Origin of the sequence: Roseibium sp., assembly GCF_965232425.1 — a bacterium.
GTDB lineage: Bacteria > Pseudomonadota > Alphaproteobacteria > Rhizobiales > Stappiaceae > Roseibium.
In genome coordinates this window covers 2,186,659-2,211,032 of record NZ_OZ246971.1, presented here as the reverse complement: position 1 = coordinate 2,211,032, position 24,374 = coordinate 2,186,659, and the positions used below count along the sequence as shown (strand labels likewise).

28 protein-coding genes are annotated in these 24,374 nt (G+C 61.1%); 15 read left to right on the top strand and 13 right to left on the bottom strand.

From position 1 onward, the window contains the following. Positions 1-10 precede the first annotated feature (10 nt). From ACO08A_RS10000 to ACO08A_RS09985, 4 genes are all read left to right on the top strand, one after another. Positions 11-1,465 (top strand): aldehyde dehydrogenase family protein, encoded by a 1,455-nt coding sequence (locus ACO08A_RS10000; protein WP_422040947.1) that lies wholly within the window; start codon positions 11-13, stop codon positions 1,463-1,465. 42 nt (positions 1,466-1,507) lie between these two features. Continuing rightward, complete coding sequence (locus ACO08A_RS09995) at positions 1,508-2,248, top strand: SDR family oxidoreductase (RefSeq protein ID WP_422040946.1); 741 nt, start codon at positions 1,508-1,510, stop codon at positions 2,246-2,248. Positions 2,249-2,434: 186 nt separating this feature from the next. Next, positions 2,435-3,067 carry a glutathione S-transferase family protein gene (locus tag ACO08A_RS09990; protein ID WP_422040945.1) on the top strand — a complete coding sequence of 211 codons (633 nt, stop codon included), beginning with the start codon at positions 2,435-2,437 and terminating at the stop codon, positions 3,065-3,067. Between the two features lie 114 nt (positions 3,068-3,181). Then, positions 3,182-3,820, top strand: coding sequence for a glutathione S-transferase family protein (locus tag ACO08A_RS09985; protein WP_422041737.1), 639 nt, complete (start codon positions 3,182-3,184; stop codon positions 3,818-3,820). A gap of 24 nt (positions 3,821-3,844) precedes the next feature. On the opposite strand, the gene ACO08A_RS09980 is transcribed toward ACO08A_RS09985, so the two are convergent. The 3 genes from ACO08A_RS09980 to ACO08A_RS09970 all read right to left on the bottom strand — a co-directional run bounded on the left by ACO08A_RS09980 (position 3,845) and on the right by ACO08A_RS09970 (position 5,881). Continuing rightward, entirely contained in the window at positions 3,845-4,636 is a 792-nt protein-coding gene (locus ACO08A_RS09980) for a 3-keto-5-aminohexanoate cleavage protein (RefSeq protein WP_422040944.1), read from the bottom strand. A 121-nt stretch (positions 4,637-4,757) separates the two neighbouring features. After that, positions 4,758-5,405, bottom strand: a complete 648-nt coding sequence (gene maiA / locus ACO08A_RS09975) for a maleylacetoacetate isomerase (protein ID WP_422040943.1) — start codon at positions 5,403-5,405, stop codon at positions 4,758-4,760. A 110-nt stretch (positions 5,406-5,515) separates the two neighbouring features. Further along, positions 5,516-5,881 (bottom strand): DoxX family protein, encoded by a 366-nt coding sequence (locus tag ACO08A_RS09970; RefSeq protein ID WP_422040942.1) that lies wholly within the window; start codon positions 5,879-5,881, stop codon positions 5,516-5,518. Positions 5,882-5,993: 112 nt separating this feature from the next. Here ACO08A_RS09970 and ACO08A_RS09965 point away from each other — a divergent pair, with 112 nt between their 5' ends. Then, positions 5,994-6,860 carry a LysR family transcriptional regulator gene (locus ACO08A_RS09965; protein ID WP_422040941.1) on the top strand — a complete coding sequence of 289 codons (867 nt, stop codon included), beginning with the start codon at positions 5,994-5,996 and terminating at the stop codon, positions 6,858-6,860. Between the two features lie 284 nt (positions 6,861-7,144). Then, positions 7,145-7,918 carry a substrate-binding periplasmic protein gene (locus tag ACO08A_RS09960; RefSeq protein ID WP_422040940.1) on the top strand — a complete coding sequence of 258 codons (774 nt, stop codon included), beginning with the start codon at positions 7,145-7,147 and terminating at the stop codon, positions 7,916-7,918. 5 nt (positions 7,919-7,923) lie between these two features. Here ACO08A_RS09960 and ACO08A_RS09955 read toward each other — a convergent pair whose 3' ends face one another. Continuing rightward, positions 7,924-9,879 (bottom strand): adenylate/guanylate cyclase domain-containing protein, encoded by a 1,956-nt coding sequence (locus ACO08A_RS09955; protein WP_422040939.1) that lies wholly within the window; start codon positions 9,877-9,879, stop codon positions 7,924-7,926. 238 nt (positions 9,880-10,117) lie between these two features. Here ACO08A_RS09955 and ACO08A_RS09950 point away from each other — a divergent pair, with 238 nt between their 5' ends. Both ACO08A_RS09950 and ACO08A_RS09945 read left to right on the top strand, forming a co-directional pair. Next, positions 10,118-10,426, top strand: coding sequence for an ArsR/SmtB family transcription factor (locus ACO08A_RS09950; RefSeq protein WP_422040938.1), 309 nt, complete (start codon positions 10,118-10,120; stop codon positions 10,424-10,426). 71 nt (positions 10,427-10,497) lie between these two features. Further along, positions 10,498-11,703 carry an oxidoreductase gene (locus tag ACO08A_RS09945; RefSeq protein ID WP_422040937.1) on the top strand — a complete coding sequence of 402 codons (1,206 nt, stop codon included), beginning with the start codon at positions 10,498-10,500 and terminating at the stop codon, positions 11,701-11,703. Here ACO08A_RS09945 and ACO08A_RS09940 read toward each other — a convergent pair. The 4 genes from ACO08A_RS09940 to ACO08A_RS09925 form a co-directional block, all read right to left on the bottom strand. Then, positions 11,696-12,274, bottom strand: a complete 579-nt coding sequence (locus ACO08A_RS09940) for a dihydrofolate reductase family protein (RefSeq protein ID WP_422040936.1) — start codon at positions 12,272-12,274, stop codon at positions 11,696-11,698. The genes ACO08A_RS09945 and ACO08A_RS09940 overlap by 8 nt on opposite strands. Then, positions 12,271-12,729 carry an SRPBCC family protein gene (locus tag ACO08A_RS09935; RefSeq protein WP_422040935.1) on the bottom strand — a complete coding sequence of 153 codons (459 nt, stop codon included), beginning with the start codon at positions 12,727-12,729 and terminating at the stop codon, positions 12,271-12,273. Before ACO08A_RS09935 ends, ACO08A_RS09940 begins: the two co-directional genes overlap by 4 nt. Then, positions 12,726-13,052, bottom strand: a complete 327-nt coding sequence (locus ACO08A_RS09930; RefSeq protein ID WP_422040934.1) for an ArsR/SmtB family transcription factor — start codon at positions 13,050-13,052, stop codon at positions 12,726-12,728. Before ACO08A_RS09930 ends, ACO08A_RS09935 begins: the two co-directional genes overlap by 4 nt. A gap of 80 nt (positions 13,053-13,132) precedes the next feature. After that, positions 13,133-13,792, bottom strand: a complete 660-nt coding sequence (locus ACO08A_RS09925; RefSeq protein WP_422040933.1) for a GntR family transcriptional regulator — start codon at positions 13,790-13,792, stop codon at positions 13,133-13,135. On the opposite strand from ACO08A_RS09925, the gene ACO08A_RS09920 reads away from it, so the two are divergent. From ACO08A_RS09920 to ACO08A_RS09890, 7 genes are all read left to right on the top strand, one after another. Further along, positions 13,770-13,988 (top strand): hypothetical protein, encoded by a 219-nt coding sequence (locus ACO08A_RS09920; protein WP_422040932.1) that lies wholly within the window; start codon positions 13,770-13,772, stop codon positions 13,986-13,988. The genes ACO08A_RS09925 and ACO08A_RS09920 overlap by 23 nt on opposite strands. 59 nt (positions 13,989-14,047) lie before the next feature. Further along, the gene (locus tag ACO08A_RS09915; protein WP_422040931.1) at positions 14,048-15,007 is read left to right on the top strand and encodes a dihydrodipicolinate synthase family protein; all 960 of its coding nucleotides are present in this window, start codon (positions 14,048-14,050) and stop codon (positions 15,005-15,007) included. Continuing rightward, positions 14,998-15,930 (top strand): proline racemase family protein, encoded by a 933-nt coding sequence (locus tag ACO08A_RS09910; RefSeq protein ID WP_422040930.1) that lies wholly within the window; start codon positions 14,998-15,000, stop codon positions 15,928-15,930. Before ACO08A_RS09915 ends, ACO08A_RS09910 begins: the two co-directional genes overlap by 10 nt. 39 nt (positions 15,931-15,969) lie before the next feature. Then, positions 15,970-17,217, top strand: coding sequence for an NAD(P)/FAD-dependent oxidoreductase (locus ACO08A_RS09905; RefSeq protein WP_422040929.1), 1,248 nt, complete (start codon positions 15,970-15,972; stop codon positions 17,215-17,217). Positions 17,218-17,228: 11 nt separating this feature from the next. Continuing rightward, the gene (locus tag ACO08A_RS09900; protein WP_422040928.1) at positions 17,229-18,332 is read left to right on the top strand and encodes a cis-3-hydroxy-L-proline dehydratase; all 1,104 of its coding nucleotides are present in this window, start codon (positions 17,229-17,231) and stop codon (positions 18,330-18,332) included. Positions 18,333-18,342: 10 nt separating this feature from the next. Then, positions 18,343-19,368: a trans-3-hydroxy-L-proline dehydratase gene (locus tag ACO08A_RS09895; protein ID WP_422040927.1), complete on the top strand. Its 1,026-nt coding sequence runs from the start codon at positions 18,343-18,345 to the stop codon at positions 19,366-19,368. Between the two features lie 197 nt (positions 19,369-19,565). Further along, positions 19,566-20,216 carry a peroxiredoxin gene (locus ACO08A_RS09890; protein WP_422040926.1) on the top strand — a complete coding sequence of 217 codons (651 nt, stop codon included), beginning with the start codon at positions 19,566-19,568 and terminating at the stop codon, positions 20,214-20,216. A 219-nt stretch (positions 20,217-20,435) separates the two neighbouring features. Here ACO08A_RS09890 and ACO08A_RS09885 read toward each other — a convergent pair whose 3' ends face one another. The 5 genes from ACO08A_RS09885 to ACO08A_RS09865 are packed head-to-tail and all read right to left on the bottom strand — an operon-like array spanning position 20,436 to position 24,255. Continuing rightward, positions 20,436-20,624 carry a hypothetical protein gene (locus ACO08A_RS09885; protein ID WP_422040925.1) on the bottom strand — a complete coding sequence of 63 codons (189 nt, stop codon included), beginning with the start codon at positions 20,622-20,624 and terminating at the stop codon, positions 20,436-20,438. Positions 20,625-20,682: 58 nt separating this feature from the next. Beyond that, a complete protein-coding gene (locus ACO08A_RS09880; RefSeq protein ID WP_422040924.1) occupies positions 20,683-21,252 on the bottom strand; it encodes an SRPBCC family protein in 570 nt (189 codons plus the stop codon). Between the two features lie 22 nt (positions 21,253-21,274). Further along, a complete protein-coding gene (locus ACO08A_RS09875; RefSeq protein WP_422040923.1) occupies positions 21,275-22,150 on the bottom strand; it encodes an XdhC family protein in 876 nt (291 codons plus the stop codon). 19 nt (positions 22,151-22,169) lie between these two features. After that, on the bottom strand, positions 22,170-23,369 hold the full coding sequence (locus ACO08A_RS09870; protein ID WP_422040922.1) for a vWA domain-containing protein: 1,200 nt from the start codon (positions 23,367-23,369) through the stop codon (positions 22,170-22,172). A gap of 4 nt (positions 23,370-23,373) precedes the next feature. After that, positions 23,374-24,255: an AAA family ATPase gene (locus ACO08A_RS09865; RefSeq protein ID WP_422040921.1), complete on the bottom strand. Its 882-nt coding sequence runs from the start codon at positions 24,253-24,255 to the stop codon at positions 23,374-23,376. Between the last annotated feature and the right edge of the window lie 119 nt (positions 24,256-24,374).

Sequence of the window (24,374 nt, the reverse complement as noted above, 5' to 3'; positions counted from 1 at the left end):
AGGAGATCACATGACAGACCAGCTCGATCTTTGGTTCGATCCCTCCCGATGCCTGATAGACGGAAAGTGGGTGGCGCCCACGGGCGGCGAATGCCTTCCGCTGGAAAATCCGTCGACGGGCGAACGGATCGGCTCGATCGCAAGAGGCTCTGCGGCCGACATCGATGCCGCCGTTGTATCTGCGCGAAGCGCGTGGCAGGGCGACTGGGGCCGGACCACCGCGGTCGAGCGCGGGCGTCTGCTCTTCAAGCTGCGGGAGCTTGTTCTGGAGAACGTCGAACATCTGGCGCGCATCGAGGCAATCGACGTCGGCAAGCCGCTGAAACAGGCGCGCGCAGATGCCGTCGCCCTGGCCCGATACCTGGAGTTTTACGGCGGTGCCGCCGACAAGCTCCATGGCGAGACGATCCCCTATCTGGACGGATACACGGTCTACACCTTGCGCGAACCGCACGGGGTCACCGCTCACATCGTGCCGTGGAACTATCCGATGCAGATCATCGGACGGTCCGTCGGTGCCGCGCTTGCGACCGGCAACGCCTGCGTGCTGAAGCCGGCCGAAGACGCCTGCCTGACCGCCCTCGCGTTCGCGGACCTCGCGATTAAGGCGGGGCTCCCCGCCGGGGCATTGAATGTCGTCCCGGGCCTTGGAACGGAAGCCGGTGCCGCGCTGACGGGGCATCCGGGCGTCCATCACATCAGCTTCACCGGTTCCGTCGCCACGGGTGTCCGCGTTCAGACCGCCGCCGCGCGCAACGTGGTTCCGGTGACGCTTGAACTGGGCGGAAAGTCTCCGCAGCTCGTCTTTGCGGACGCGGATCTCGACGCCGCCCTGCCGTTTCTCGTCAACGCGGGCATCCAGAATGCGGGACAGACCTGCTCGGCATCGTCCCGGATCCTGGTGCACCGGTCGATCCACGATGAGCTTGTCGGCCGGATGGCTGAACGATACGGAGCGCTCAGGGTCGGTCCCGCCCTGTCGGACCTTGACGTCGGTCCGCTGATTTCCGGACGGCAGCAGGCCATCGTCTCAAGCTATCTGGACCGGGGGGACGATCTTGACAAGGCGGCCGAGGCTCCCCTGGAGAACGTGCCCGGCGGAGGCAATTACGTGCGGCCGACGCTGTTTTCCGGCGTGTCGCCCGCGCACACGCTGGCGCGCGACGAGATTTTCGGGCCGGTGCAGGTTGTCATTCCGTTCGGGGACGAGGACGAGGCCGTGGCAATCGCCAACGGCACGGACTACGGACTGGTCGCCAGCATCTGGTCACGGGACGGTGCACGGCAGATGCGGCTGGCACGCAAAATCCGCTCCGGTCAGGTTTTCATCAACAATTACGGGGCGGGCGGCGGCGTCGAACTGCCCTTCGGCGGTATCGGCAAGTCCGGACACGGGCGCGAAAAAGGCTTCGAGGCACTTTACGGTTTCACCACGGTAAAGACGGTCGCCGCCTTTCACGGGTGAAGACCGAAGATCCGGTGATTGACAGAAGAACAGGGAACAAAAATGAGATTGCAGGGAAAAACGGCCATTGTGACCGGCGGCGCGTCCGGCTTCGGTGCCGGCATCGTCCGAAAATTCGTGGCCGAAGGCGCCAGGGTGCTGATCGCCGATCTGAACCTGGCCGCCGCAGAAGACCTGGCAAGGGAGGTCGGCGCTCTCGCGGCAAAGGTGGATGTGGCGTCCAATGAAAGTGTGGCGGCCCTCGCAGCTCAGGCCGCCGAAGGGCTCGGACCGGTGGACATTCTCGTCAACAATGCCGGTGTCACGCACCTGCCGACGCCGTTGCAGGACGTGAGCGAAGAGGATTTCGACAAGGTCTTCGCGGTCAACTGCAAGTCGGTCTACCTGACGGCGCGCCATTTCGTTCCGGCGATGACCGCTGCCGGAAAAGGCGCGATCCTGAATGTGGCGAGCACGGCCGGCCTCAGTCCGCGTCCGAAACTCAACTGGTACAACGCCTCCAAGGGCTGGATGATCACGGCGACCAAGACCATGGCGGTGGAACTGGCCCCGTCGGGCGTGCGCGTGAACGCGATCTGCCCCGTCGCCGGTGAAACGCCGCTGCTGAAAAGCTTCATGGGGGAAGACACACCGGAGATGCGGGAGAAATTCCTGTCGACGATACCGATCGGCCGGTTCTCCACGCCCGAAGACATGGGCAACGCCGCATGTTTCCTGTGCTCCGACGAAGCCGGCATGGTCACGGGTGTCGCCATGGAGGTCGATGGCGGGCGCTGCATCTGAAGAAGCGGGGCGATTCGTTTGTCCGTCTGCGCGGGTGTTCCGGGAGACTTCGTATGCAGGGCAAACAGATTGGGCCGCAGGATCACGTCTTTTTGTCAATTGAGGGTTTGTGGCGCGCGCTGAAATGGTGATGATCCGACAGCGCCGCGTTCGGCGCGGTGGCAGCTTCAAAGGGATACCGAAACGATGATCAAGATTCATGGCCGTATTACGTCCGCAAACGTGCAGCCCGTGGTCTGGTGCCTTGAGGAACTGGGTGTCGAATATGAACGGCTGGATGTCGGTGGTCCCTTCGGTGGCAACGACACGCCGGAATACCTGGCCATGAACCCGCTCGGACTGGTGCCCGTCATGGAACAGGACGGTGAGGTCCTGTCGGAATCGGTGACAATGCTCCGCTACATCATGCGCCGCTACGGCGGTCATCCCTCCGACCCGATGGCCGCTGCGCAGATCGAGCGCTGGGCCGACATGTCTCGCCAGCATATCTATACGCCGTTGATCCCGACGCTGTTCTGGCAGTTGATCCGGACACCGGCGGACGAACGCAACAATGCGGGTGTCGCGGGTGCGGTCGCGGCGCTCAAGCAGTCGATGAACGTCTTCCAGGACTTGATCGAAGGACCCTTTGTGGGCGGCGACAAGCTCAATCTCGTCGACTACCAGATCGGCAGCCTGCTCTATCGTTACTACGAACTCGATTTCGAGCGGGCGGACCTGCCCGGGTTGCGCGCCTATTACGACCGTCTTTGCGAACGCCCGGCCTATCGCGACTATGTCATGATCGATTTCATGGGCATGAAAGTCCCGGGCGCCTGACGACGAGGTTCGTGTGCGTGCGCAAAGGCGCCGCAGGCATCTTTGCGCATGAAGCTGTCAACAAGGACGCGGTCACCCGGCGGCAAGCGGGAACAGACCGGAAAGGTGGGAAACGTGATCGAATTCTATACATGGACAACACCCAACGGGAGAAAGGTCTCCATTCTCCTGGAGGAACTCGGCGTGGAATACACGGCCCATGCGGTCGATATCGGCAAGGGTGAACAGCACGAGCCTGAATTCCTGAAGATCGCGCCGAACAACCGCATCCCTGCGATTGTCGACACGGAAACCGGTATCACCATGATGGAAACCGGTGCCATCATGCTTTATCTGGCCGAAAAACACGGGAAATTCATGCCGGAAGGACCGGCCCGGTGGCAGGCCATCGAGTGGCTGATGTGGCAGATGGGCGGACTGGGCCCGATGCTGGGCCAGGTTCATCACTTCGTGAAATACAACAAGGGCAAGTCGGACTACGCCGAGGAGCGTTACGCGACAGAGGGCCAGCGCCTTTACCGGGTGCTCAACACGCAGCTGGAAGGCAGAGACTATATTGCCGGAGACGGCAAGGGCGAATACTCGATCACGGACATGGCCTGCTGGCCCTGGGTCTCCCGTTTCGAATGGCAGGAAATCGATCTGGCCGCCTATCCCAACGTGAAGGACTGGTATCTGAGAATCGCGGAACGGCCGGCTGTCCAGCGCGGCTATCATGTTCCGAAATACGTCAACGACATTCCGATGCCGTAAGCAGAAACCGGGACAGGCCGCTCCTCAGATGTCGATACCGGACGCCTGCGCCAGGCTGACAAGTTCGGATACGCGTTCCGCGTTGTCGCGGGCAACGCGTCCGTCCCTGTTCCATAGCGAATTCTCAAAGCCGATCCTGGCCTTGCCGCCGAGTTCCAGCGTACGCAGCAGGCAATCGGTTTCTTCCCGGCCGAACGCGCACAGCATCCAGTCGAACGCCTGGGTCTCCTTGAGCGCAAGCATCGGCTGGATGAAGGGTTCGATATCTTCCGGCCGGCTCACCTTGCTGCCGTCATAGGACCCGAGCACCAGCTGCACCTGATGGGACCGGCCCGGAATGGTGCCATCCTCGATGAAGCCGATCAGCCTGTCCATGTCCTTCCGGTCGAAGCAGATATGCTGGATCGCAACGCCGTTGTCGCTTGCCCAGTGATAAAGCGCCCTGGCCTCCGGCTCGGCCTCAGCATCCGGGACGAGTTCCCGGATCGCAGCCGTGACGGCCTTGGGTTTGAGGGCGCGGATGAGTGTCCTCTGATCGGCGGCATCGTACCGGCCGGCGGCCTCGCTCGTGACCTGCACGAACCAGCCGGGGAACTCTTGTTCAAGCCGTTCAACGAGTGTCCTGTAGCGCTCCAGGTCGAGGCTGTGCGATCCGTCATCGGCGCGGATATGCGCATGCACACCGCCCGCCCCGGCCGCCGCACAGGCGCGGCAGGTCTCGACGATCTCGTCGATGGTGATGGGCAGCGCGGGATGCGCGGACTTTCCCCGGCGCGCCCCGGTCGGAGCGACAAGTATCTTCGGAAGAGTGGTCATGATCATTTGCGGTGGCGTGGGTGAGGTTGCGGACGGACGCACCATGTACCGGTTCGCGCCTGTGCGATGCAAGCCCGTCGTCACAAGACGCGGTCAATTCGGCTGACTGCAGTTGCCGATGTCAGCCAGGGGGCGCCCCGACGGCATCCGGGTGTGCATCCTGAAAGGCTTTCAGACCCTCCGCCGCACGTGCGGCCTCCCGTGTTCTGGAAAAGCCGGAGACGTCGGCGCCCCAGCGGTCGGCGTTGTAGAGCTGCGGGATCAGGCAGCAGTCGGCCATGGTCGGCTGAGCGCCGAAACAGAACGGGCCGTCCGTGGATCGGAGCAGGTCCTCGAAGGCGGCGAGGCCTTTTTGAATGAAATGGCGCATCCACTCCGCCCTTGTGTCGTTGCCGCCGCCGGTCAGGTCCAGAACGTGTTGCGCGACACTGAGATTGCAGACCGGGTGGATCTCCATGGCAATGGCATAGGAAAGCTGGCGGACCCGGTATTGACCGTCGATATCGTCCGGCAGCAGGGAAGATCCGGGAGTGGCCGCATGCAGGTATTCGATGATGGCCAGGGACTGGGTCAGAACCTTGCCGTCGATTTCGAGCGTCGGCAAGAGCCCTTGCGGGTTCTGCGCCAGATACGGGTCAGAGCGGTGCTCTCCGGTCAAGAGGTTCACCGGCTTGAGCGTGGTCGGAATGTCCAGCAGGTTCAGCGCGATGCGAACGCGATAACTGGCTGAGGATCGCCAGTAATCGGATAGAATTGCCGTTCGCGCCATCTTGCACCTCCCATTTCTGCTTCCGGGTCTTGATAGACCCTCAAGCGGAACAAGTGCAATGGTGCAGGGCAAATTGGGCGGCCAGCCAGGCAAGATTGACTGGAGACCAGCTACGAGGCCCGCGTGCCGCCCAGGATTGCGGTGATCTGATCGCGATGCAGGTAAAGAACGGCGGTGCAGAGCAGTCCAAGCACGATTGCCGGAACTGCCGACGGGCCTGTAATGAACCAGTGTGTCAAGACGGCGCCGACCATGGTTCCGCCAAGAACCGAAGCGCCGACGGCCTGTCGGTTCGGCCACCAGAGAAGCGTTGCGCCACCAACCTCGACGACGCCGGTGAAATATCGAAACCACTGGCCGAAGCCGATGGCGTCGAAGCCTTCAACCATCATTGGAACACCAACAAGTTTGGCGCCGCCGGCGCCTACAAACACGAGCGTCAGGAGGGCACGCAGTCCAAGAGAAAGATAGGCCATATTCGGTTCCAGATAGTGTTCGCAGTTGTCATGTCCGAAAATGTATGCTGCATAATTGCAAATCAATGCGCAAAAAAGCGCAGAATATGCGCGAAAAATATACAGGTATGAAATGGAGAAGTGGACCGAACTCCGGACGGCCTACCATGTTGCCAAACTTGGCACGGTGAGCGCGGCCTCGCGTGCCCTGGGTGCACACAGAGCCACCGTCAACCGCCACATCGATGCTCTGGAGGAAGAGCTGGGAGCACGGATATTCATCCGCCACCCGAAGGGTTACACGCTCACCGAGCTCGGTGAGGACCTCCTCAAAGTCGCGCAAAAGACAGATGAATTGTTGGAGGATCTCGTCGACCGCGCCAACGGCCGCGATGGATCGATCGAGGGTGAAATCAGGATCACGTCGCTTCAGCCGATTGCCAATCTGCTCATGGAACCAATCGCGGCATTCCGGTCGGCGCACCCGAATTGTCAGGTTACGATCCTATCAACCGAAGACCTGAAACGTCTCGAACATGGAGAAGCGCACATCGCGCTTCGGGCAGGACCAAAGCCCGAGCATCCCGACTATGTCGTCCAGTCCTTTGGCCGTGTCGGGCTGAACCTTTATGCCAATACCCGCTATCTTTCTCTTAAAGGCACACCGGACAACGTCGCGGACTTGGCGTTCCATGAGTTCGTGATGCCGTCGGAGAACGAAAGCCGTCTTGCCATCTGGTCCTGGATTCACGAGCGGATTGGCACGCCGAAAGTGGCTGTTGCCGCGAACGACCCTTTCGTCGTGCGCGAAGCTGTTCTTGCCGGGCTGGGGCTTGGGGCTCTGAGCGATGTGGATGTTGCGGGCCGGAACGACGTTCGTGCCGTTCTGCCCGGCAACGAGGATTGGGCCGTCCCGCTCTGGCTGGTGACGCATGTCGATCTGCATCGAACAGAGAAGGTGCAAGAGATGCTCACGCAGATAAAGGCCCTGCGGAGTTAAGGCTGTCAGCAGCGTTGGACGTCCGCGAGATCTGCGCGGCATTGGGTTAGACTGTTGCCTGCTTTGCCGCGAATGGGTCTTGTGCGGCGATATCAGGCTGACAGACATGTCGTTCCGGTTGATGCGCCGCGGAAGGCCGGGATCCGTCCGGTCCTGCGTTGTCATGCATCGAATACGTTGTTTATAGTTAAAAATAAGGAAGGTTGAGCGCATGCCTTTTTGCATGGGTTCTCAGGTGCAATAGAATTTTCAGACAATCCTTGCTTACCAAGGAGTTCAAGAAGATGCATTTCAAGAGACACTTATACTGCAGGATCATCGCAGCGTTGCTGTTTCTGATGGCGTTCCCTGCGCTCGCGGATCAAAAAACCTACACCGTCGTTGTTCAGGACTATAAGGAACTGCCACCCTATTCCACTTATCAGAACGGCACTTACGGCGGCTTCAATCGGGAGCTTCTCGACCTGTTTGCGGAGCGGAGCGGGTACACCTTTGTCTACAAGGCGTTTCCGGTGAAGCGCCTCTTTCATGAATTCGTAAACGGCGTGGGTGACCTGAAGTACCCGGACAACGACAAATGGGCGCTCCATATCAAGAAAGACAAGGAAATTCACTACAGCGATCCGGTCGTGACCTACGTGAATGGCGTGCTTGTGAGGCCGGACAAGTTGGGCGCAGGGACGGGGGCAATCAAGAAACTGGGGCTGGTCGCGGGCTGGACCCCAATTGGCTTTCAGGATCAGATCGAGAACGGACAAGTCAGTCTGATAGAAAACAATTCGTATTCGGGCCTCCTGAAGCAGGCCATAGCAGGCCGCATCGACGGGGCCTATTCCAATGTGGCGACAAGCAACTACTACCTCAAGAACGTGGTCGGGCAACCCGCGGCCCTCGCCTTCGATCAATCGTTGCCGCATGTGAGAAGCGCACGGTTGCTTTCGTCCACGAACCATCCGGAGCTTATCGCCGAGTTCAACCAGTTCCTGGTCGATGAAGCGGAGGCGATAAACGAGCTGAAACTGAAATATGGGGTCGAGGCCGGCGTCGTCATGAACTGACCGGCTTACTCCGTGCTGTCCTTCGTGCCGTTCTGGAGATCCGAAAGCAGGATTTCGAGCAATCCCGCAAATTTCTCGCGTTCCGTTTCTGAAAGCGCGCCCACATCCAGTGTGAGCCTTTCGGGAGTGGACCCGTCTGTGTCTGCTCGAAGTGCCGAAGACCGGGACGTCAAAACCTCGAACACCTCGATCGGATAGGGAATTCCCTTGACCTCTATCTTGCCCCGCGGCGTGCAGGGGATCTCGTCGCAAATGTGGGCATGGGTTGCATAGGAAACGAGGATCTGGCCCGGTTCGGCGGCCGACTCCAGTCTTGAAGCCGTATTCACGCCACGGCCGATGATCGTGTAATCCATTCGGCTCTCGCTGCCGAAGTTTCCAACGGTGCAATAATCGGTGTGAATGCCGATCCTGCATCTGAGCGGTTCAAGGATACCTGCCTTCTTCCACTGATCCTGCAATTCCGTCATCCGTTCGGACATGGCAATTGCCATGCGCGCGCAGGCAAGCGCGTCTTCCCTGATGCCCCTGCTTTCCGGGTCGCCGAAGAAAATCACGATGGCGTCACCGACATACTTGTCGATCGTCGCGCCATGTTCGATCGCGATCTTGGACATTTCCGTGAGATAGTTGTTCAGGAGGCCCGTCAGTTCCTCTGACTCCATGCGCTCGGCCGTCGCCGTGAAGCCTTCGATATCGGAGAAGAACACGGTGAGCTTTTTCCGGTTTGCAGCCAGCTTGACTTCGTTGGTTCCTTCAAAGATCGAAGCATAGATCTGCGGCGAGAGATATTTCGCGAGTTGGCTCGACAGGTTTTCGAGCATCACGGTTTTTTCGGTCAATTCGGTTTCCCGAAGTTTGAGCTCCGAAACGTCACTGAAAACTGCCACGGTGCCGCCGTCGCTGGTCTTGGTCTCGCTGATCTGTATCCACTTGCCCTTGCCGCGCTTCTGAAGGATCGATGAGGTCGGATTGCGATGCTGTTCCAAGCGTCTTTTGATGAAATCTTCCGGATCGCCGGTCTCCACGTCGATAAGCTCATCCTTGATCCCGAGCCGGAGGATCTCCTCGAAGGACATGCCGGGTTTGATTTCGACCTTGGCGTCTCCGTAAAGCAGTTTGAGATACTGCTCGTTGTGCAGGATGAGGGTGTCGTCAGCGTTGAAAAAGGCAAAGCCTTCCGACGTGCTGCCGATCGCGTCGACGAGTTTCTGCCGCGCTGCCGTCACTTCGCGGGTGCGCTCGACAACACGTGCCTCAAGGGTCTCGTTGGCGTGCCGCAGCTCCTCAACCAACTGCCTGATCGATTGACGCATGAGCGAAAAGGACCCGGCAAGCTGGCCGATTTCATCCTTTGCGGACAGGCTGATGCTCGTGTCCAGATTTCCGGCGCCAATCGCGCTCGCGGACTTCTGAAGGTCGGCCAGCGGTCTGACGATGTAACGGCGTGAAATCAAAACGGATGCCAGTGTGATCGTCAACAGAACGATGAGCGTGACGACACCGATGGCAATCGTGTTGGTGAGAATTTCTTCGCGCAACGCTTCTCGGCTCGCAACCAGGCGGATAGCGCCGATCTCGTTGCCCTCGTGGACGATTGTTCCCTCGCGAACCGAATAGTCCCGGCCCTCGGATACGGTATTGTATGCGATGTCGCCACCATTCGCCTTCTCGCGAATGATTTCGGACCCGTCCGTTGACGTCACACTCGCGAAAACGATGGATTTGTCGAGAATGAGGCTCTCCAGGTACCCTTCGACGATCGGATAGTCGAAATTCCACAGGGGCGCCTCGAGCCCAACCCGTGAAATGCTGATGTAGTTGTCGAGCTTTTCGTCCAGCGCTTCGGAGTTTCGCTGCCCGGTAAAGTGAACTGCCGCACCCGCAAAAAACAGCATGATGAGCGCAACGATGATTGCGAGCGTCAGATTGAAGCGAGTGCTGATGCTTTGGGTCTTCATGTGCCCCTTCGGCAGTATGGGGCCTGGTCAGAGACCCTGTTGGCGTTTGTTTCGGGCCGGCGAAGACCATTCTGAGGGAATAGTTCGGCACGAACACAGTAGTTTTTCAAGGAAATGATTGCGTTCATGCCGGTTCATGACCTCTTTGGAGTGTCTCTTCCGTTGTGACACGCCGGGATTGGAGGCCGCGCGAATAGGGCGGCTTGACAGACAGATAAATATCGAGATATTTCGATTTATGGACCTTGAAAACGCGATAGCTGCCCTGAATAACCCGATCAGGCGAAAGATCCTCGAATGGCTCAAGGACCGGTCGAACTTTCCGCCTGCTTTGCCCGAACACGCGGACCTTGAGGGTGTATGCGTCGGCTACATCCAGGAAAAGGCGGGGCTCTCGCAGTCGACCGTTTCCAATTACATGGGGCTCTTGAAGAAAGCCGGGCTCGTCTCGGCCGAGCGGCACGGTCAATGGACCTTCTACCGGCGTGACGAGGCCAACATTCAGGTCTTCCTGCAGGCCGTAAAGGACGAACTGTCAAAACCTTGAGACGACGGGATAGCTGTTTTCAGATACGGCACTAAACAAGATATATCGAAATATTTCGATGGAGAGATGGTATGGAGCGTCGAAGCAATCCGCCGAATTCCAGGCTGGACAGTCCTCTTCGCCTTCCCTGCGGCATTGTGCTGAAAAACCGACTGGTCAAGGCCGCCATGTCCGATTCGCTCGGCGACGGCCGGGGCAATCCGACAGACCGGCAGATCCGGCTCTATGAGCGCTGGGCCGGGGGCGGGGCCGCCCTGTCGCTGATCGGCGAGGTGCAGACGACGCCGTCTTTCCCGGAAAAACCGGGCAATCTCGTGCTTGGTCCCTTGAGCGACAGGGCAGGCTTGCAACGTCTTGCCGAGCAGGGATCGGTCCATGGCGCGCAGATCTGGCCGCAGCTCGGGCACGCCGGCGCGCTGGCCCATCCGCCCATCAGCAGTCCCAAGGGGCCGTCGCCCCTGGATGTGGCGGGGCTCAGGTGCGAGGGCATGACGCTGGAGGACATCCGGGCCTTGCCGGAAATCTATGCAGCGGCCGCGTCGATCGCACGCCAGGCCGGCTTTGGCGGCGTTCAGATTCACGCGGGCCACGGCTTCCTGTTCAGCCAGTTCCTGTCCCCGCTGTTCAACCGGCGAACCGATGCCTATGGCGGATCGGTCGAAAACCGGTTCCGTGTGATCGGCGAGGTCATCGATGCGGTCCGAAAGGCGGTCGGACCGGGTGTTCCGGTTGGCATCAAGATCAATTGCACCGACAAACTCGAAGGCGGCCTCACCGAGGAAGAGGCGCTCGAAGCGGCGCGCCTGCTGGACCGGACATCCGTGGATCTCATTGACATCAGCGGCGGCACCTATTTCCCCGGCGCGCCCGCAAGCTCCGACGGTGTCTCGGCAAGCGGCCCCTATTTCGCGGGTTTCGCGCGCCGGGTCAAATCAGTGACGGACATTCCGGTCATGCTGACGGGCGGCATCAAGACGAGGGCCGAGGCCGCGGCGGTGATTGCAACCGGCGCTGCCGATGCGGTCGGTCTGGCGCGTGCAATGGTTCTGGAGCCCGGGCTACCGAAGAGCTGGCTAACCGGAACAGGCGGAGATCCGGCCTTCCCGGTCTTTGACGCGCCGGCCGAAGGTGCGGTGACGGCCTGGTACACGATGCGCCTGACCGCGCTTGGCGACGAGTGCGAGACAGCTTTCAACATGACCGCCCGGGAGGCGTTGAAGCTCTACGAGACGCGCGATGCGGAGCGCTGCGAGAACTGGCGGTCGCATTTCAGCTGAGTCTGTAAATGCTCATGATCGCGCCGTTGGAGCAGGTGGCCGATCTGATGAGTTTCAGGTCCTGCCGTGCCGTTCCGGGCTCGAACAGGCGTTTGCCCGCGCCCGCAACGACCGGAAACGTCCAGAGCCGGAACTCGTCGACAAGGTTCCGGCTGATCAGGAACTGGAGCAGCTGCCAGCTTCCGTGAACCTGCAGCAGCGGGCCTTCGCGCGTCTTCAGCTTTGATATCTCTGTTTCGATCTCCCCGGATACCGGCTCTGCATTGGTCCAGGCGAGCGGGGTTTTGGAAGAGGTCACGACATGTTTCCGGGCAGCGTTCATGATGTCCGCGACCGGGTTGTCGTCGACATCCGGCCAATGCCCGGCGAAAAGATCGAAGGTCTTGCGGCCGAACAGCATGTCGTAAGGTTCGGCCATTGCCACCTCCTCCACCTGCTCCATGACACCCTCCCAGTAGGGGGCGGCCCATCCTCCCTGTCCGAAGCCGCCGCTGCGGTCCTCGTCCGGCATGCTGGGAGCCTGCATCACACCGTCCAGCGTGACGAAGGTCAGGGCGGCAAGGTCTCTCATGATCGGGTCTCCCGGGTAAGATAGCTTTCGAGGATCTTCAGCGTGGCCTCCCAACCCTCGGCATGGATGGTGCAGGCCTGGTCGGACGGAATGCCCTCGTGCACGACGACGACTTCCGTGCCGCCGGAAACATCCAGGAACCGGAAGCTCACTGTCATCGGAACATTCTCGAGGGGATCGGGAGCCTGCCACTCCCAGGTCATGCTGATGAACCGGGACGGCTCGATTTCCAGGAACACACCGGCAACACAGGGTGTCCGGCCATCGGGCATCCGGTATCGCAAGCGAAAACGTCCGCCTTTTTCAAATGCGAATTCCAGCGCATCCACCGTGATGCCCGGGGCGGGAGTGAACCATTGCGTCAGCGTCTGGGCGTCGCCGAACGCGTCGAACAAGCGCGTGCGCGGCGCGTTGATGATCCTGCGGACGATCAGCGGGACTTGCGGCTCCGTCATGTCTGGCCGTCTTCCTGATCCGCCGTGCTGACGAACTGGTCGAGGCGGTGCAGTGTGCCTTCCCAGAAATTGCGATGGCTGGCGATCCAGTCTTCGGCCTGCAGCAGCGGGTCGGTTTCCAGATGGAACAGATGCACCCGCCCGGTGACCTCACGGCGGACGAGACCGGCCGTTTCGAGCACCTTCAGATGTTTGGAGATCGTCGGTTGGGCGACGTTGAAGGGCGCGCGCAACTGATTTGCAGATTGCGCACCGTTTCTGGCGAGCATGGAAATGATCTGGCGCCGCGTCCCGTCGCCAAGCGCGTGAAACGCGCGATCCATCGTGTTCTGATAATGTATAGCCATTTGGCTATATAATTGGTTGAGCCGTTTTCAGTCAAGTCTCCGACTGAGATCGGCGTTCAGGCTTCGGTCAAGTGTTCCAGGAGGAACGCCTTTGCGCCTTCGATGTGGCGGCGGGTCAGGTCGGCAGCAAGGTTCGCGTCTCCCGCTTCGCAGGCGTCGATGATCTCGGTGTGCTCCCGGTCGGCGCGGTCCATGCCGTTGGACATGACCAGTTGTGCGCGGATCTGGCGTTCGACCCGGTCGATGGCGTTGTGTGCAATTTCCTTGAAGAACGTCAGGTCGCTCGCACTGTAGAGCGTTTCATGGAAGTCCCGATTGAGATCGCCCCATTCCATCGGGTCCGGCGACGATGAAAACGCCGCGCATTTTTTGCGCGCCTCTTGCAGTTGCGCCGGTGTCATCCGCGGAACCGCATTCCGGATGATCTCCGGTTCCAGGAGCGCGCGCAGATTGAAGATTTCTTCCGTCTCCTTGGGCGAGAGTTGCGCGACGTACGCGCCCTTGTAGCGCCAGGTCTTGACCAGCCCCTGCTCTTCCAGGCGGGAAATGGCCTCGCGGACCGGAATGCGGCTCGTGTTGAACAGCCGGGCAATTTCGTCCTGGCGCAGCGGTTCGCCTTCTTCAAGTTGTCCCTGAATGATGGCCTTGCGCAGCGCCTCGAAAACGATCGATGAAGCGGAAGCCGTCGCGGAAATGTCCATTGATGTCAGTTTCAAGGCCGTGTCCCTCACCGGCATCGCCGGCTTGCGTTTCGCGGACGATGTCATTTTTCGGATATTTGATATTGAATATTGGATCCAATCTGATTTATCAATCCCTCAAGCCGTCTTTTCCAGCAGACAGCAATTCGGCGATATCAATCGGGAAACGCCCGGTATGGCTGGCGCTGGCAAGGTTTCAACAGTGCGATGATGTGCATGCACGCGGTGGATGCCAATGGAATGCGGAAGATCTGCAGCAAGGAGTGATCGATGCCCTCGAACGTCTTTTCCGGATTGATGCCGGCCCTCATGACCCCTTGTCTGCCGGATCGCACGCCGGATTATGACGCGCTTGTTGCCAAGGGCCAGGAATTGATCGCCGCCGGCATGTCCGCGGTCGTTTATTGCGGCTCGATGGGCGACTGGCCGCTGCTTACGGATGCGCAGCGCATGGAAGGCGTCGAGCGGCTTGTGAAGGCGGGCGTTCCCGTCGTCGTCGGCACCGGTGCGATCAACACGGCTTCCGCCGTTGCCCACGCCCGGCACGGCGCGGATGTCGGGGCGCATGGGTTGATGGTCATTCCGAGAGTGCTGTCGCGCGGCAGTTCGGCGGCCGCGCAGCGCAGCCACTTCAGCGCGATCCTCTCTGCTGCCAGTTCGTTACCCGCAGTCATCTACAACAGCCCGTATTATGGTTTCGCAACGCGCGCCGATCTCTTCTTCGAGCTTCGCGAAGAGTTCCCGAACCTCGTCGGCTTCAAGGAATTCGGCGGCAAGACCGATCTGCGCTACGCGGCAGAGAACATCACCTCGAAGGATGAGGGCGTTACCCTGATGGTCGGCGTGGATACGGCCGTCCTGCACGGCTATGTCAATTGCGGGGCGACCGGCGCGATCACCGGCATCGGCAATGCGATCCCGAAAGAAGTGCTGCATCTCGTCCGCCTGTGCGAAAAAGCCGCCGAAGGCCATGTTGAAGCGCGGCAGCGCGCGCAGGAACTGGAGGACGCCATGGCGGTTCTTTCCAGCTTTGACGAGGGTCCGGACCTGGTTCTCTACTACAAGCACCTGATGGTTCTGAACGGCGAAGACGCTTACCGTCTGCATTTCAACGAGACGGACGCGCTGACCGATGCGCAGCGCAATTACGTCGAGGCGCAATATGCGCTCTTCAGGGCCTGGTATGCCGACTGGTCCCGGCAGGGTGGAGTGATAGCCGAATGCGCGTGATTGACAGCCATACGGCCGGCGAACCGACCCGCGTGGTGATCGAGGGTGGACCCGATCTCGGAACGGGGTCCTTGAGTGAACGCGCCGCGCGCCTGGAGACGGATCACCTTGAGTTCTGCGCATCCGTCGTTCTGGAGCCGCGCGGTCACGATGCGATCATCGGAGCGCTGTTGCTGCCCCCGTCCAGGGACGACTGCACCGCGTCGGTCATCTTTTTCAACAATCTGCAGAACCTCGGCATGTGCGGCCACGCCTCGATCGGCCTGGGCGCGACCCTTGCCTATCTGGATCGGATCAGCCCCGGCCCCCACAAGCTTGAGACGCCGGTCGGCGTGGTGGAAATTTTGCTCCACGACGCCAACACGGTCGCTGTCACCAATGTTGAAAGCTATCGTCACCTGAAGGATGTCACCGTTGAGGTCGACGGGATCGGGGCCGTTACCGGTGATGTCGCCTGGGGAGGCAACTGGTTTTTCCTTGTCAAGGAAAGCCCGCTGGACCTCGTCCCGCAGAACATCCGTCCGCTCACCGATCTGACCATGAACATCCGCAAGGCCCTCGAGGACAACGGGATCACCGGCCGGGACGGCGCCTGGATCGATCATATCGAGCTTTTCGGTCCCCCGGTCAGCCCGCACGCCGACAGCCGCAACTTCGTCCTGTGCCCGGGCGGTGCCTATGATCGGTCGCCCTGCGGGACCGGGTGTTCGGCCAAGCTCGCCTGCCTTGCCGAAGACGGTCTGCTCGCGCCCGGTCAGGAGTGGGTTCAGGAAAGTGTCATCGGCAGCACCTACCGGATCAGCTACCGGGAAGGGACGGGTTCAAGGGTCATTCCGACGGTCACGGGACAGGCATTTGTCACCTCCGATGCCACCCTCAACTTCGATCCGGCGGATCCCTATCGCTCAGGGATACGCTTTTAGGTTTTGAACCGGGTTCAGGCGGGTTTCGTGGACACGCGGATGAGAGACGAAACGCAGGATATCATTGTTGTCGGGGCCGGCATCATCGGCATCTCGGCGGCGCTCCGGCTGCAGTCGAGCGGGCGGTCCGTCCGTGTGCTGGACCGCAATGACGGCAAGCAGAAAGCGTCGGAGATGAATGCGGGTGCATTCGCCTTCACCGATATCGAGCCGCTGGCCACGCCCGGGATCATGCGCAAGGCGCCAAAATGGTTGCTGGACCCGCTCGGCCCCCTGTCCGTCCCGCCTCGCTACGCAATGCAGATTGCACCCTGGCTGCTTCGTTTCTGGCGCGCGAGCCGCCCGGACCGTTACCGCGCTGCCGTGAAAGCTCAGGCGGATCTGATGGCAACGGCGCACGGCGTGCTGGAGGAAATCGTTCGGGAAACGGCCGGCGAACACCTCGTCCGCCGGGAAGGCCAGCTGCAGCTTTACGAAGGCGAGGCGGAGTACCGCGCCAGTCTTCCTTCCTGGGATCTGCGCCGCGCGCACGGCATCGACTTCGAACTGCTGGAAACGCCGGACGCGATTGCCGCGTTTCAGCCGGGACTGGATAGACGGTTTACCCATGCCGGCTTCACCCCGGGCTGGATGAATTCCGTCGATCCCGCGCTTTGGCTGAAACACCTGACCGATGCTTTCATTGCGCGGGGCGGGTACGTCGAGACCGGCGAGGTCAAAGCCATCAACCTGGAAGAAACGGCCGTCGCGCTCTCCGGGTCTGGCAGCGAGTGGCGAGCCGGTCAGGTCATCATTTGCGCGGGTGCATGGTCACATCATCTTGCCGGAATGATCGGGGACCGTTACCCGCTGGAAACCGAGCGGGGCTACAACACGACGCTTGGCGCAGGAGCCTTCGATCTGAGAACCCATCTGACCTTCCCGGGGCACGGCTTTGTGGTGACAAGGATAGCTGACAGCATCCGGGTGGGCGGTGCCGTCGAACTTGGCGGCTTGTCCTTGCCGCCGGACTACCGGCGGGCCGGGACGCTTCTGAAAAAGGCCAGACAGTTTCTTCCCGGTTTGTCCGGCGAGGACGGGCATCAATGGATGGGCTATCGTCCGTCCTTGCCGGACAGTCTTCCGGTCATCGATCGATCGCCGCAGGACCGCCGGGTGATCTATGCGTTCGGACATGGCCACCTGGGATTGACACAATCGGCAGGGACGGCCGAATTGGTGACCCACCTCGTCGATGACACGGCTCCGCCCATCGACTTGAAACCGTTTGCCGCGCACCGCTTCTGAAGGAGACCCCGATGAAAATTTCTGCGATCAATGTCTTCCAGGTCGACTTGCCGCTGAAGGAGGGGCGCTACAGTTGGTCGAACGGGAACTTTGTCGAGGTATTCGACAGCACGGTTGTCGAGCTTGTGACCGACGAGGGGCTGAAGGGCTATGCAGAATGCTGCCCTCTTGGATCGGCCTATCTGCCGAGCTTCGCGCGCGGCGTCCGGGCAGGTCTGGATGAACTTGCGCCGCACCTCCTGGGACAGGATCCTCTGAATATCGGCGCGATCAACAGTACCATGGATGCCGCACTGCGCGGGCATCCCTATGCCAAGGCGCCGGTCGACATTGCGTGCTGGGATCTTCTCGGAAAGGCGACGGATCAGCCCGTCTATACGCTGCTCGGCGGCTCGGCGCAGGACGATGTCGTGCTCTACCGGGCGATCAGCCAGGAAGCGCCCGACGTCATGGCGCGGAAGATCGAGGGCTATGCCGCCGAAGGCTACACCAAGTTCCAGCTGAAGGTCGGCGGCGATGCCAATGAGGATATTCAGCGCATTCAGGCGACGCGCGCCGTGCTAAAACCTTCGGATCTGCTCGTTGCCGATGCCAACACCGGCTGGACGCGCCACGAGGCGGCCCGGGTGGTTGGTGCGGTTTCCTCGCTTGACGTCTACATCGAGCAACCCTGCATGACCTACGAGGAATGCCTGTCGATCCGCAGGCGGACCGGACTTCCGTTTGTCCTGGACGAGGTGATCGACGGCCCGGAAATTCTTGTGCGCAGCCTTGCGGAGGATGCGATGGACTGCATCAACCTGAAGATCTCCAAGGTCGGCGGTCTCACGAGGGCAAAGCTGATGCGGGATCTGTGCGTCGCGCATGGCATTCCGATGACGATCGAAGACACCTGGGGCGGCGACATCACCACGGCGGCCATTGCGCATCTTGCGAGGTCGACACCGGCGGACTTTACGTTTTCCGCGACCGACTTCAACAGCTATGGAACCGTGGACATTGCGGAAGGCGCGCCGAAGCGTGTCAACGGCCGGATGACGGCAGCAGATCGTCCCGGACTTGGCATCACCCCGATTTTCGACGCGCTCGGCGAACCCGCCGCCCGCTATTCGTAAAGGCTCCGTCATGCGCAGCAGCAAGACCATTCATGTGATTTCGTGCCATGCGGAAGGCGAAGTCGGCGATGTGATCGTAGGTGGGGTCGCACCGCTCCCGGGCGACACGCTTTGGGATCAGCGCAGCTTCATTGCCAATGACAAGACCTTGCGGAATTTTGTGCTGAACGAACCGCGCGGCGGCGTGTTCCGGCATGTCAATCTGCTTGTGCCGCCGAAACATCCGGACGCCGATGCGGCTTTCATCATCATGGAGCCGGAAGACACACCGCCGATGTCCGGATCGAACTCGATTTGCGTGTCGACCGTACTGCTGGACAGCGGCATTCTTCCGATGACCGAACCTGTCACGGAACTGGTTCTTGAAGCGCCGGGTGGGCTGGTGCGTCTGACCGCCGATTGCCGGGACGGCAAGGCGGAAAAGATCCACGTCCGGAATGTCGCCAGCTTTGCGGACAAGATGGATGTCTCGCTTGAGGTCGAAGGTCTGGGAACCCTGACGGTCGATACCGCTTTCGGCGGCGACAGTTTCGTGGTCGTGGACGCAGCAAGCCTCGGCTTCGCGATGAACGAAAGCGAAGCGGCGGACATCGCAAGGCTCGGCGTGCGCATCACCAATGCGGCAAATGACCAGCTCGGGTTTTCGCATCCCGAGAACTCGGACTGGAATCACATCTCCTTCTGCGCGTTCTGCGGCCCCCTGACCGAAACCGGAAAAGGCTATACCGGGCGTTCCGCGATTGCGATCCAGCCGGGCAAGGTAGACCGCTCGCCCTGCGGAACGGCGGTTTCCGCTCGCATGGCGCTGATGGCGGCCAGGGGCCAGATGAGCCTCGGACAGGAGTTTGAAGCGCTTTCGATCATCGGATCAACCTTCACCGGCAAGATCCTGGATACCGCGACCATCGGAGGCGTGCCCGGCATCATTCCACAGATCAGCGGGCGCGGCTGGATCACCGGGATCCATCAGCACATGCTCGACCCGCATGATCCCTGGCCGGAAGGCTACAAGCTGAGTGACACCTGGGGCGCATAGCGCCGTCTTCTTCTGCGATCCGGGAAACATTTCCATTTTTCACCGGAGTGGTAAGCTCACTCACGGGTCTGACGCGTCAGGAAAGAGATAATCATCGGTGAGACCATTGCTCATCGGGCGCGGAAGACTTAGGTAAAGCATCGCATTCAGCGGGAGGCTGTCTGTCGCTTTCGCAAATATCCGAAAGGAAACTTTCCATGTCGCTTCGCATCAATGACACCGTGCCGGATTTCACGGCCGAGACCGATCAGGGCCAGATCAGTTTTCACGACTGGATCGGAGACAGCTGGGCAATCCTGTTCAGCCATCCGAAGGACTTCACACCTGTTTGCACGACCGAGTTCGGCGTTGTCGGGCAATTGAAGGACGAATGGGAAAAACGCGGCACGAAGGTCATCGGCGTTTCGGTAGACAATGCGGAAGACCATCGCAAGTGGAAGCTGGACATCGAGAAGGTCTCGGGCGCGACGCCCGGTTTCCCGATCATCGCGGACGACGAACTGCAGGTGTCCAAGCTGTTCGACATGCTGCCGGCCGAAGCCTACCTGCCCGACGGCCGCACACCGGCGCACAGCGCGACCGTCCGTTCTGTCTTCATCATCGGGCCGGACAAGCAGCTGAAGCTGTCCATGACCTATCCGATGACGGTCGGCCGGAACTTTGCCGAGGTTATCCGGGCTCTCGACGCGCTGCAGATGTCGTCAAAAGGCGTTGCAACACCGGCGAACTGGAATGTCGGCGAAGACGTCATCATTCCGCCGAGCGTCAACGATGACGATGCCCGGGCCAAGTTCGGTGACTTCGACGCGGTCCTGCCCTACCTGCGCAAGATCAAGGCCCCGGCCTGATCAGGCGACGCGGGTCCCGTTTGACTGGCCGCCTGCGGCTTTTCTAAAACCGTCACCCCGGCCGAGCGAAGCGAGAGCCGGGGCCCACTCGTTTGCAGAGTGACAGGCCATTTTTGGGCGCGGTTCAGGCGATTGCGTTGCGATTTGACAAGTGGTGATATGAGTACGCCCCGGATCGGCGCTTCGCTTGTCCGGGGTGACCGTCAATTCGCTGGATATTCACCCTAGCGGCGAGCAGATCTGCAGCAGGGCGGCCAGATGGTCGGGTGTGGCGAGACCGATGCAGCATGCATGAACGGTCACCAGGAACGCGGTCAGGACTGTTCCTGTCGCCAGCGCGAGCATGAGCGACGGGTCCTGCCGGATCTCGCGCAATGCAGCGGTGTTTCTGGGTTGCTGGTTTTGCATGTATTCCTCCCTCGGACACGCGGCGCCCCGGCCAATGTGAACCCGGGCGCCAGGATGATCAGGTAGCGGTTTCTTCCGCTTGTGCTTCCGTTTTCTTGCCGCCGAAAAGACCGCCGAGCCATCCCTTCTTCTGCTCGGGGGCCTCTGCCGTGCCGTCTTCCGCAGCAGCCTCTTCCTGGGGCGCGCTCGGCGCAACCTGTTCGGCGAAGGCCGTGAAAAACTCGCCGGCCAGCCGCTTTGCGGTTGAATCGATCAGCCGTGCACCGAGCTGGGCGAGCTTGCCGCCGACCTTGGCATCGACGTCGTAGTGCAGGATGGTCGCGTCCGGTCCGTCTTCCTCGAGCCGGACCTTGGCGCCTCCACGCGCGAAACCCGCGACACCGCCGGAGCCCTCACCCTCGATCGTGTAGCCGTTGGGCGGATCGAGGTCGTTCAGCGTGACCTTGCCACCGAAGGTCGCCTTTACGGGGCCGACCTTGAGTTTGACCTTTGCCTCCATCTCGGTGTCGGAATGCTTGGTCAGCTCCTCGCAGCCGGGGATCGACGCTTTCAGCACGTCCGGATCGTTGAGCGCCTCCCAGACCTTCTGTATCGGGGCTTCGATCCGCTGGCTGTCGTTCATTTGCATGTGGGGTACTCCGATTGAAATGTCAGATATATTGGATATTGGTCTGGCGCTGGCCTCTGCGCCGGATCACGAGCAGTTCCGCGAGGATCGACAGGGCGATTTCTTCGGGCGTGATCGCACCGAGATCGAGCCCGGCAGGCCCTTCGATCCGTTCCAGCTCCGGGTCGCCAAAGCCTTTTTCCCGCAGCTTTTCCTTCAGCGCACTGATCTTGCGGCGGCTGCCGACAAAGCCCACGTGGCGGACGGGCACGGACAGGGCGCCTTCCAGCGCCGCAAGGTCACCGCGCCCCTGGGTGGAGACGATGACATAGGTGTCCGCGTTTCCGATCGCATCCGGGCCGAGACCTTCGATCCGCCGGTTGGCGCCGGGGAAGGACGCGTGATCTTCTGGCGGCGCGCAGACCGTGACGTCGAAACCGATGGTCGGTGCCTGCCTGGAAAGCGCGAAGGCGACCGGGCTCGCGCCGCAGATGACAAGGCTTGGCCGTGGCAGGACCGGTTCGACGAAGATGTCCATCGTGCCCTGGCTTGGGCACATGTTCTTCGCGAACTGGACGCCTTCCCGCTCCTCACCGGCTTCCACGCCGAGATCCGACAGCAGGTCTTCCGGCTGGAGCGAGATCAACCTCGTTTCGCCGTCTTCCAGTGACGCCCTGGCCGCCTTGACGACGGCGGCACGGGCACAGCCGCCGCCGATCCAGCCGCCGGCAATGCTGCCGTCCCTGGCGATCACGGCCTTTGCGCCTGCTTTTGCGGCCGTCACCGATATTGTTCTGACGACGGTCGCCAGCGCAAAGGGTTCGCTGGCGTCCTGCAGGCGGCTCATCAGCGGCTGGAGATCATTGGTCAGCTCGGGAGCCGCGCCCTCGTGCGGGCCCGGGATGGAGGTGTGTTTCATGTCTTCATCTCCCATGGGATCACAACTTCGCCAGGTAGGGTTCGAGCGCTGCGAGACTGTCGAGATTGTGCGCGGGCGCGAACAGATCGATATGCGGCAGGGCGGCCTGCATGCCCCCCGCCGTCGGTTCATACCCCTGCCAGCCGATCAACGGATTGAGCCAGACGATGCGCTTGCAGCGCCGTCTCAGCTTCGCCATTTCCTCGCCAAGGGCGTCCGGCGCTCCGGTGTCGTAGCCATCGGACAGGATTAGCACGCAGGTGCGTGAATGGATGACCCGGGCCGCGTGCCAGCGATTGAACTCGGCGAGCGCTTCACCGATTTTGGTGCCGCCGCCGACCCCCTGGGCCATCAGGCCCATACGGTCGAGCGCCCGCGCCGCGTCGCGCTCGGACAGCGCGGAGGAAACATGCACCAGGCGGGTGTGAAACAGGAAGGCTTCGGCTTCGCGGAAGTTGTCCAGCATGCCATGCACGAAGCGGGTGAAAACGGCCGTGTAATTGTTCATCGAGCCGGAGGCGTCCAGCAGGATCACCAGCCGCAATTGCCGTTGGCGCGGTCCCTTGCGGATCAGTTCGATCGGCGTGCCGCCATGAGCGATCGAGTGCCGTATCGTCTTGCGAAGGTCGAGGCGCGGTCCCTTTCGCTTCTGCTTGTCGCGGCGCGTCAGACGCACGCGCATCGATCGGGCCAGACGCTCCGCCAGCTCATGTGCCTTTGCCGTTGCTTCCGGGTCCTGCATCTTGCGGAAATCGACCTGGCCGAGATTGTCCGCAATGCTCGCACCTTCCCGTCGTCCGGACGGGCTGTCATCCGTGTCTTCGTCTTCCTCGCCCGGTTGCCGTTCGACATCACCGGCAATCGTGTCCTGACGTGTGCCCTGGGCATCCATCAGTTCCCGGATTGTCTTCATGCTCTTTTTCGTGCTGGTCCCCGACACCTTCACGCCTGACTTGACACCTTTCCCGGCCCAGTAGGCATCGAAAAGCTCGTCAAACACCTTCCAGTCCGACAGCCTGCCGCAAAACAGGGACCGGAACGCCCGCTTGAGCGTGTGCGCCTTGCGCACCGCCGGGCTCTGCAGGAGCAACAGCGCATCCCGTGTTTCCGCGAGGCCGACCTTGAAGCCGCTGTCCCTGAGTGAGCGCACGAATCCGGCAAGGCGTTGCCGAAGGGCCGCTCCGATCTCTTCACTCGACAAGGTCAGCGCTGCAGTCATTGCATCATGCCACTTTGCCCAGCAGGCGGTCCGTGACTTCCTGCGTGACGCGCGACTGGTCCTCGCGGGTTTTCAGGACGCAGGCAAGCGTCTCGAAAACGAGTTCCCGGCTTTCATGGAGGTTCTTCGTTCCCAATCCGAGCAACGCCGCGGCCCAGTCGATTGTTTCCGCAACGCCCGGGACCTTTGTCAGGTCTTCCTTGCGCAGCTTGCCCATCAGCTCGGCGATCTGCAGCGCGAGCGCCGCATCGAGACCGTCGACGCGCGAAAGCAGGATGCGTGCCTCGCGGTCCGGCGTCGGATAGTCGACATAATGATAGAGGCAGCGCCGGCGCAGTGCGTCGGAGAGCTCCCGCGTGCCGTTCGATGTCAGCACGACACGCGGAATGCTGGTCGCCTCGACAGTGCCGAGCTCCGGGATAGAAACCTGGTAATCCGACAGGATTTCCAGCAGGAACGCTTCGAATTCCTCGTCCGCCCGGTCGACCTCATCGATCAGCAGAACCGGCGGTTTTTCCTGGCGGATGGCGGCAAGGAGCGGGCGTTCGAGAAGATATTTTTCCGAAAAGACGGCCTCTTCCACCTGCTCCGCCGCTTCGCCGGTCCCCTCGCGCGCCTTGATGGCGAGAAGCTGCCGCTGGTAGTTCCACTCGTAGATCGCGTCGGAGCGATCGAGTCCTTCGTAGCACTGCAGGCGGATGAGGTCGGTCTCCTCCAGCCGCGAAAGAGCCTTGGCGACCTCCGTCTTGCCCACACCCGCTTCGCCTTCCAGAAGAAGCGGCCGGTTCAGCATGTCCGTCAACAGCAACGCCGTCGCCAGCCCGTCATCCGCGACGTAGCCGGTTTCCGAAAGCGCTTTCGCCAATTGTTCCCTTGTCTTGGTCATCCGACTTGTCTTGGCCACCTGAAAAATACTGTCCGGTCATTGCCGGACTTGATCCGGCAATCCAGCCCGTTCCCGCGCAACTTTGCGAGGGCTTTTGCGACGGGACCGCATCGGTCCGG

Bases quoted from the DNA above. Each gene is read 5' to 3' on its own strand.
- ACO08A_RS09930 (WP_422040934.1), bottom strand. From the start codon at position 13,052: ATGGATCGCGCGTTTCACGCGCTTGGCGACGGGACGCGGCGCCAGATC.
- ACO08A_RS09885 (WP_422040925.1), bottom strand. From the start codon at position 20,624: ATGCAAAACCAGCAACCCAGAAACACCGCTGCATTGCGCGAGATCCGG.
- ACO08A_RS09865 (WP_422040921.1), bottom strand. From the start codon at position 24,255: ATGACCAAGACAAGGGAACAATTGGCGAAAGCGCTTTCGGAAACCGGC.
- ACO08A_RS09895 (WP_422040927.1), top strand. From the start codon at position 18,343: ATGCGCAGCAGCAAGACCATTCATGTGATTTCGTGCCATGCGGAAGGC.
- ACO08A_RS09990 (WP_422040945.1), top strand. From the start codon at position 2,435: ATGATCAAGATTCATGGCCGTATTACGTCCGCAAACGTGCAGCCCGTG.
- ACO08A_RS09965 (WP_422040941.1), top strand. From the start codon at position 5,994: ATGGAGAAGTGGACCGAACTCCGGACGGCCTACCATGTTGCCAAACTT.
- ACO08A_RS09915 (WP_422040931.1), top strand. From the start codon at position 14,048: ATGCCCTCGAACGTCTTTTCCGGATTGATGCCGGCCCTCATGACCCCT.
- ACO08A_RS09970 (WP_422040942.1), bottom strand. From the start codon at position 5,881: ATGGCCTATCTTTCTCTTGGACTGCGTGCCCTCCTGACGCTCGTGTTT.
- ACO08A_RS09875 (WP_422040923.1), bottom strand. From the start codon at position 22,150: ATGAAACACACCTCCATCCCGGGCCCGCACGAGGGCGCGGCTCCCGAG.
- ACO08A_RS09920 (WP_422040932.1), top strand. From the start codon at position 13,770: ATGTCCATTGATGTCAGTTTCAAGGCCGTGTCCCTCACCGGCATCGCC.
- ACO08A_RS09870 (WP_422040922.1), bottom strand. From the start codon at position 23,369: ATGACTGCAGCGCTGACCTTGTCGAGTGAAGAGATCGGAGCGGCCCTT.
- ACO08A_RS09950 (WP_422040938.1), top strand. From the start codon at position 10,118: ATGGACCTTGAAAACGCGATAGCTGCCCTGAATAACCCGATCAGGCGA.
- ACO08A_RS10000 (WP_422040947.1), top strand. From the start codon at position 11: ATGACAGACCAGCTCGATCTTTGGTTCGATCCCTCCCGATGCCTGATA.
- ACO08A_RS09900 (WP_422040928.1), top strand. From the start codon at position 17,229: ATGAAAATTTCTGCGATCAATGTCTTCCAGGTCGACTTGCCGCTGAAG.
- ACO08A_RS09890 (WP_422040926.1), top strand. From the start codon at position 19,566: ATGTCGCTTCGCATCAATGACACCGTGCCGGATTTCACGGCCGAGACC.
- maiA (WP_422040943.1), bottom strand. From the start codon at position 5,405: ATGGCGCGAACGGCAATTCTATCCGATTACTGGCGATCCTCAGCCAGT.
- ACO08A_RS09945 (WP_422040937.1), top strand. From the start codon at position 10,498: ATGGAGCGTCGAAGCAATCCGCCGAATTCCAGGCTGGACAGTCCTCTT.
- ACO08A_RS09905 (WP_422040929.1), top strand. From the start codon at position 15,970: ATGAGAGACGAAACGCAGGATATCATTGTTGTCGGGGCCGGCATCATC.
- ACO08A_RS09955 (WP_422040939.1), bottom strand. From the start codon at position 9,879: ATGAAGACCCAAAGCATCAGCACTCGCTTCAATCTGACGCTCGCAATC.
- ACO08A_RS09910 (WP_422040930.1), top strand. From the start codon at position 14,998: ATGCGCGTGATTGACAGCCATACGGCCGGCGAACCGACCCGCGTGGTG.
- ACO08A_RS09995 (WP_422040946.1), top strand. From the start codon at position 1,508: ATGAGATTGCAGGGAAAAACGGCCATTGTGACCGGCGGCGCGTCCGGC.
- ACO08A_RS09960 (WP_422040940.1), top strand. From the start codon at position 7,145: ATGCATTTCAAGAGACACTTATACTGCAGGATCATCGCAGCGTTGCTG.
- ACO08A_RS09940 (WP_422040936.1), bottom strand. From the start codon at position 12,274: ATGAGAGACCTTGCCGCCCTGACCTTCGTCACGCTGGACGGTGTGATG.
- ACO08A_RS09880 (WP_422040924.1), bottom strand. From the start codon at position 21,252: ATGCAAATGAACGACAGCCAGCGGATCGAAGCCCCGATACAGAAGGTC.
- ACO08A_RS09980 (WP_422040944.1), bottom strand. From the start codon at position 4,636: ATGACCACTCTTCCGAAGATACTTGTCGCTCCGACCGGGGCGCGCCGG.
- ACO08A_RS09935 (WP_422040935.1), bottom strand. From the start codon at position 12,729: ATGACGGAGCCGCAAGTCCCGCTGATCGTCCGCAGGATCATCAACGCG.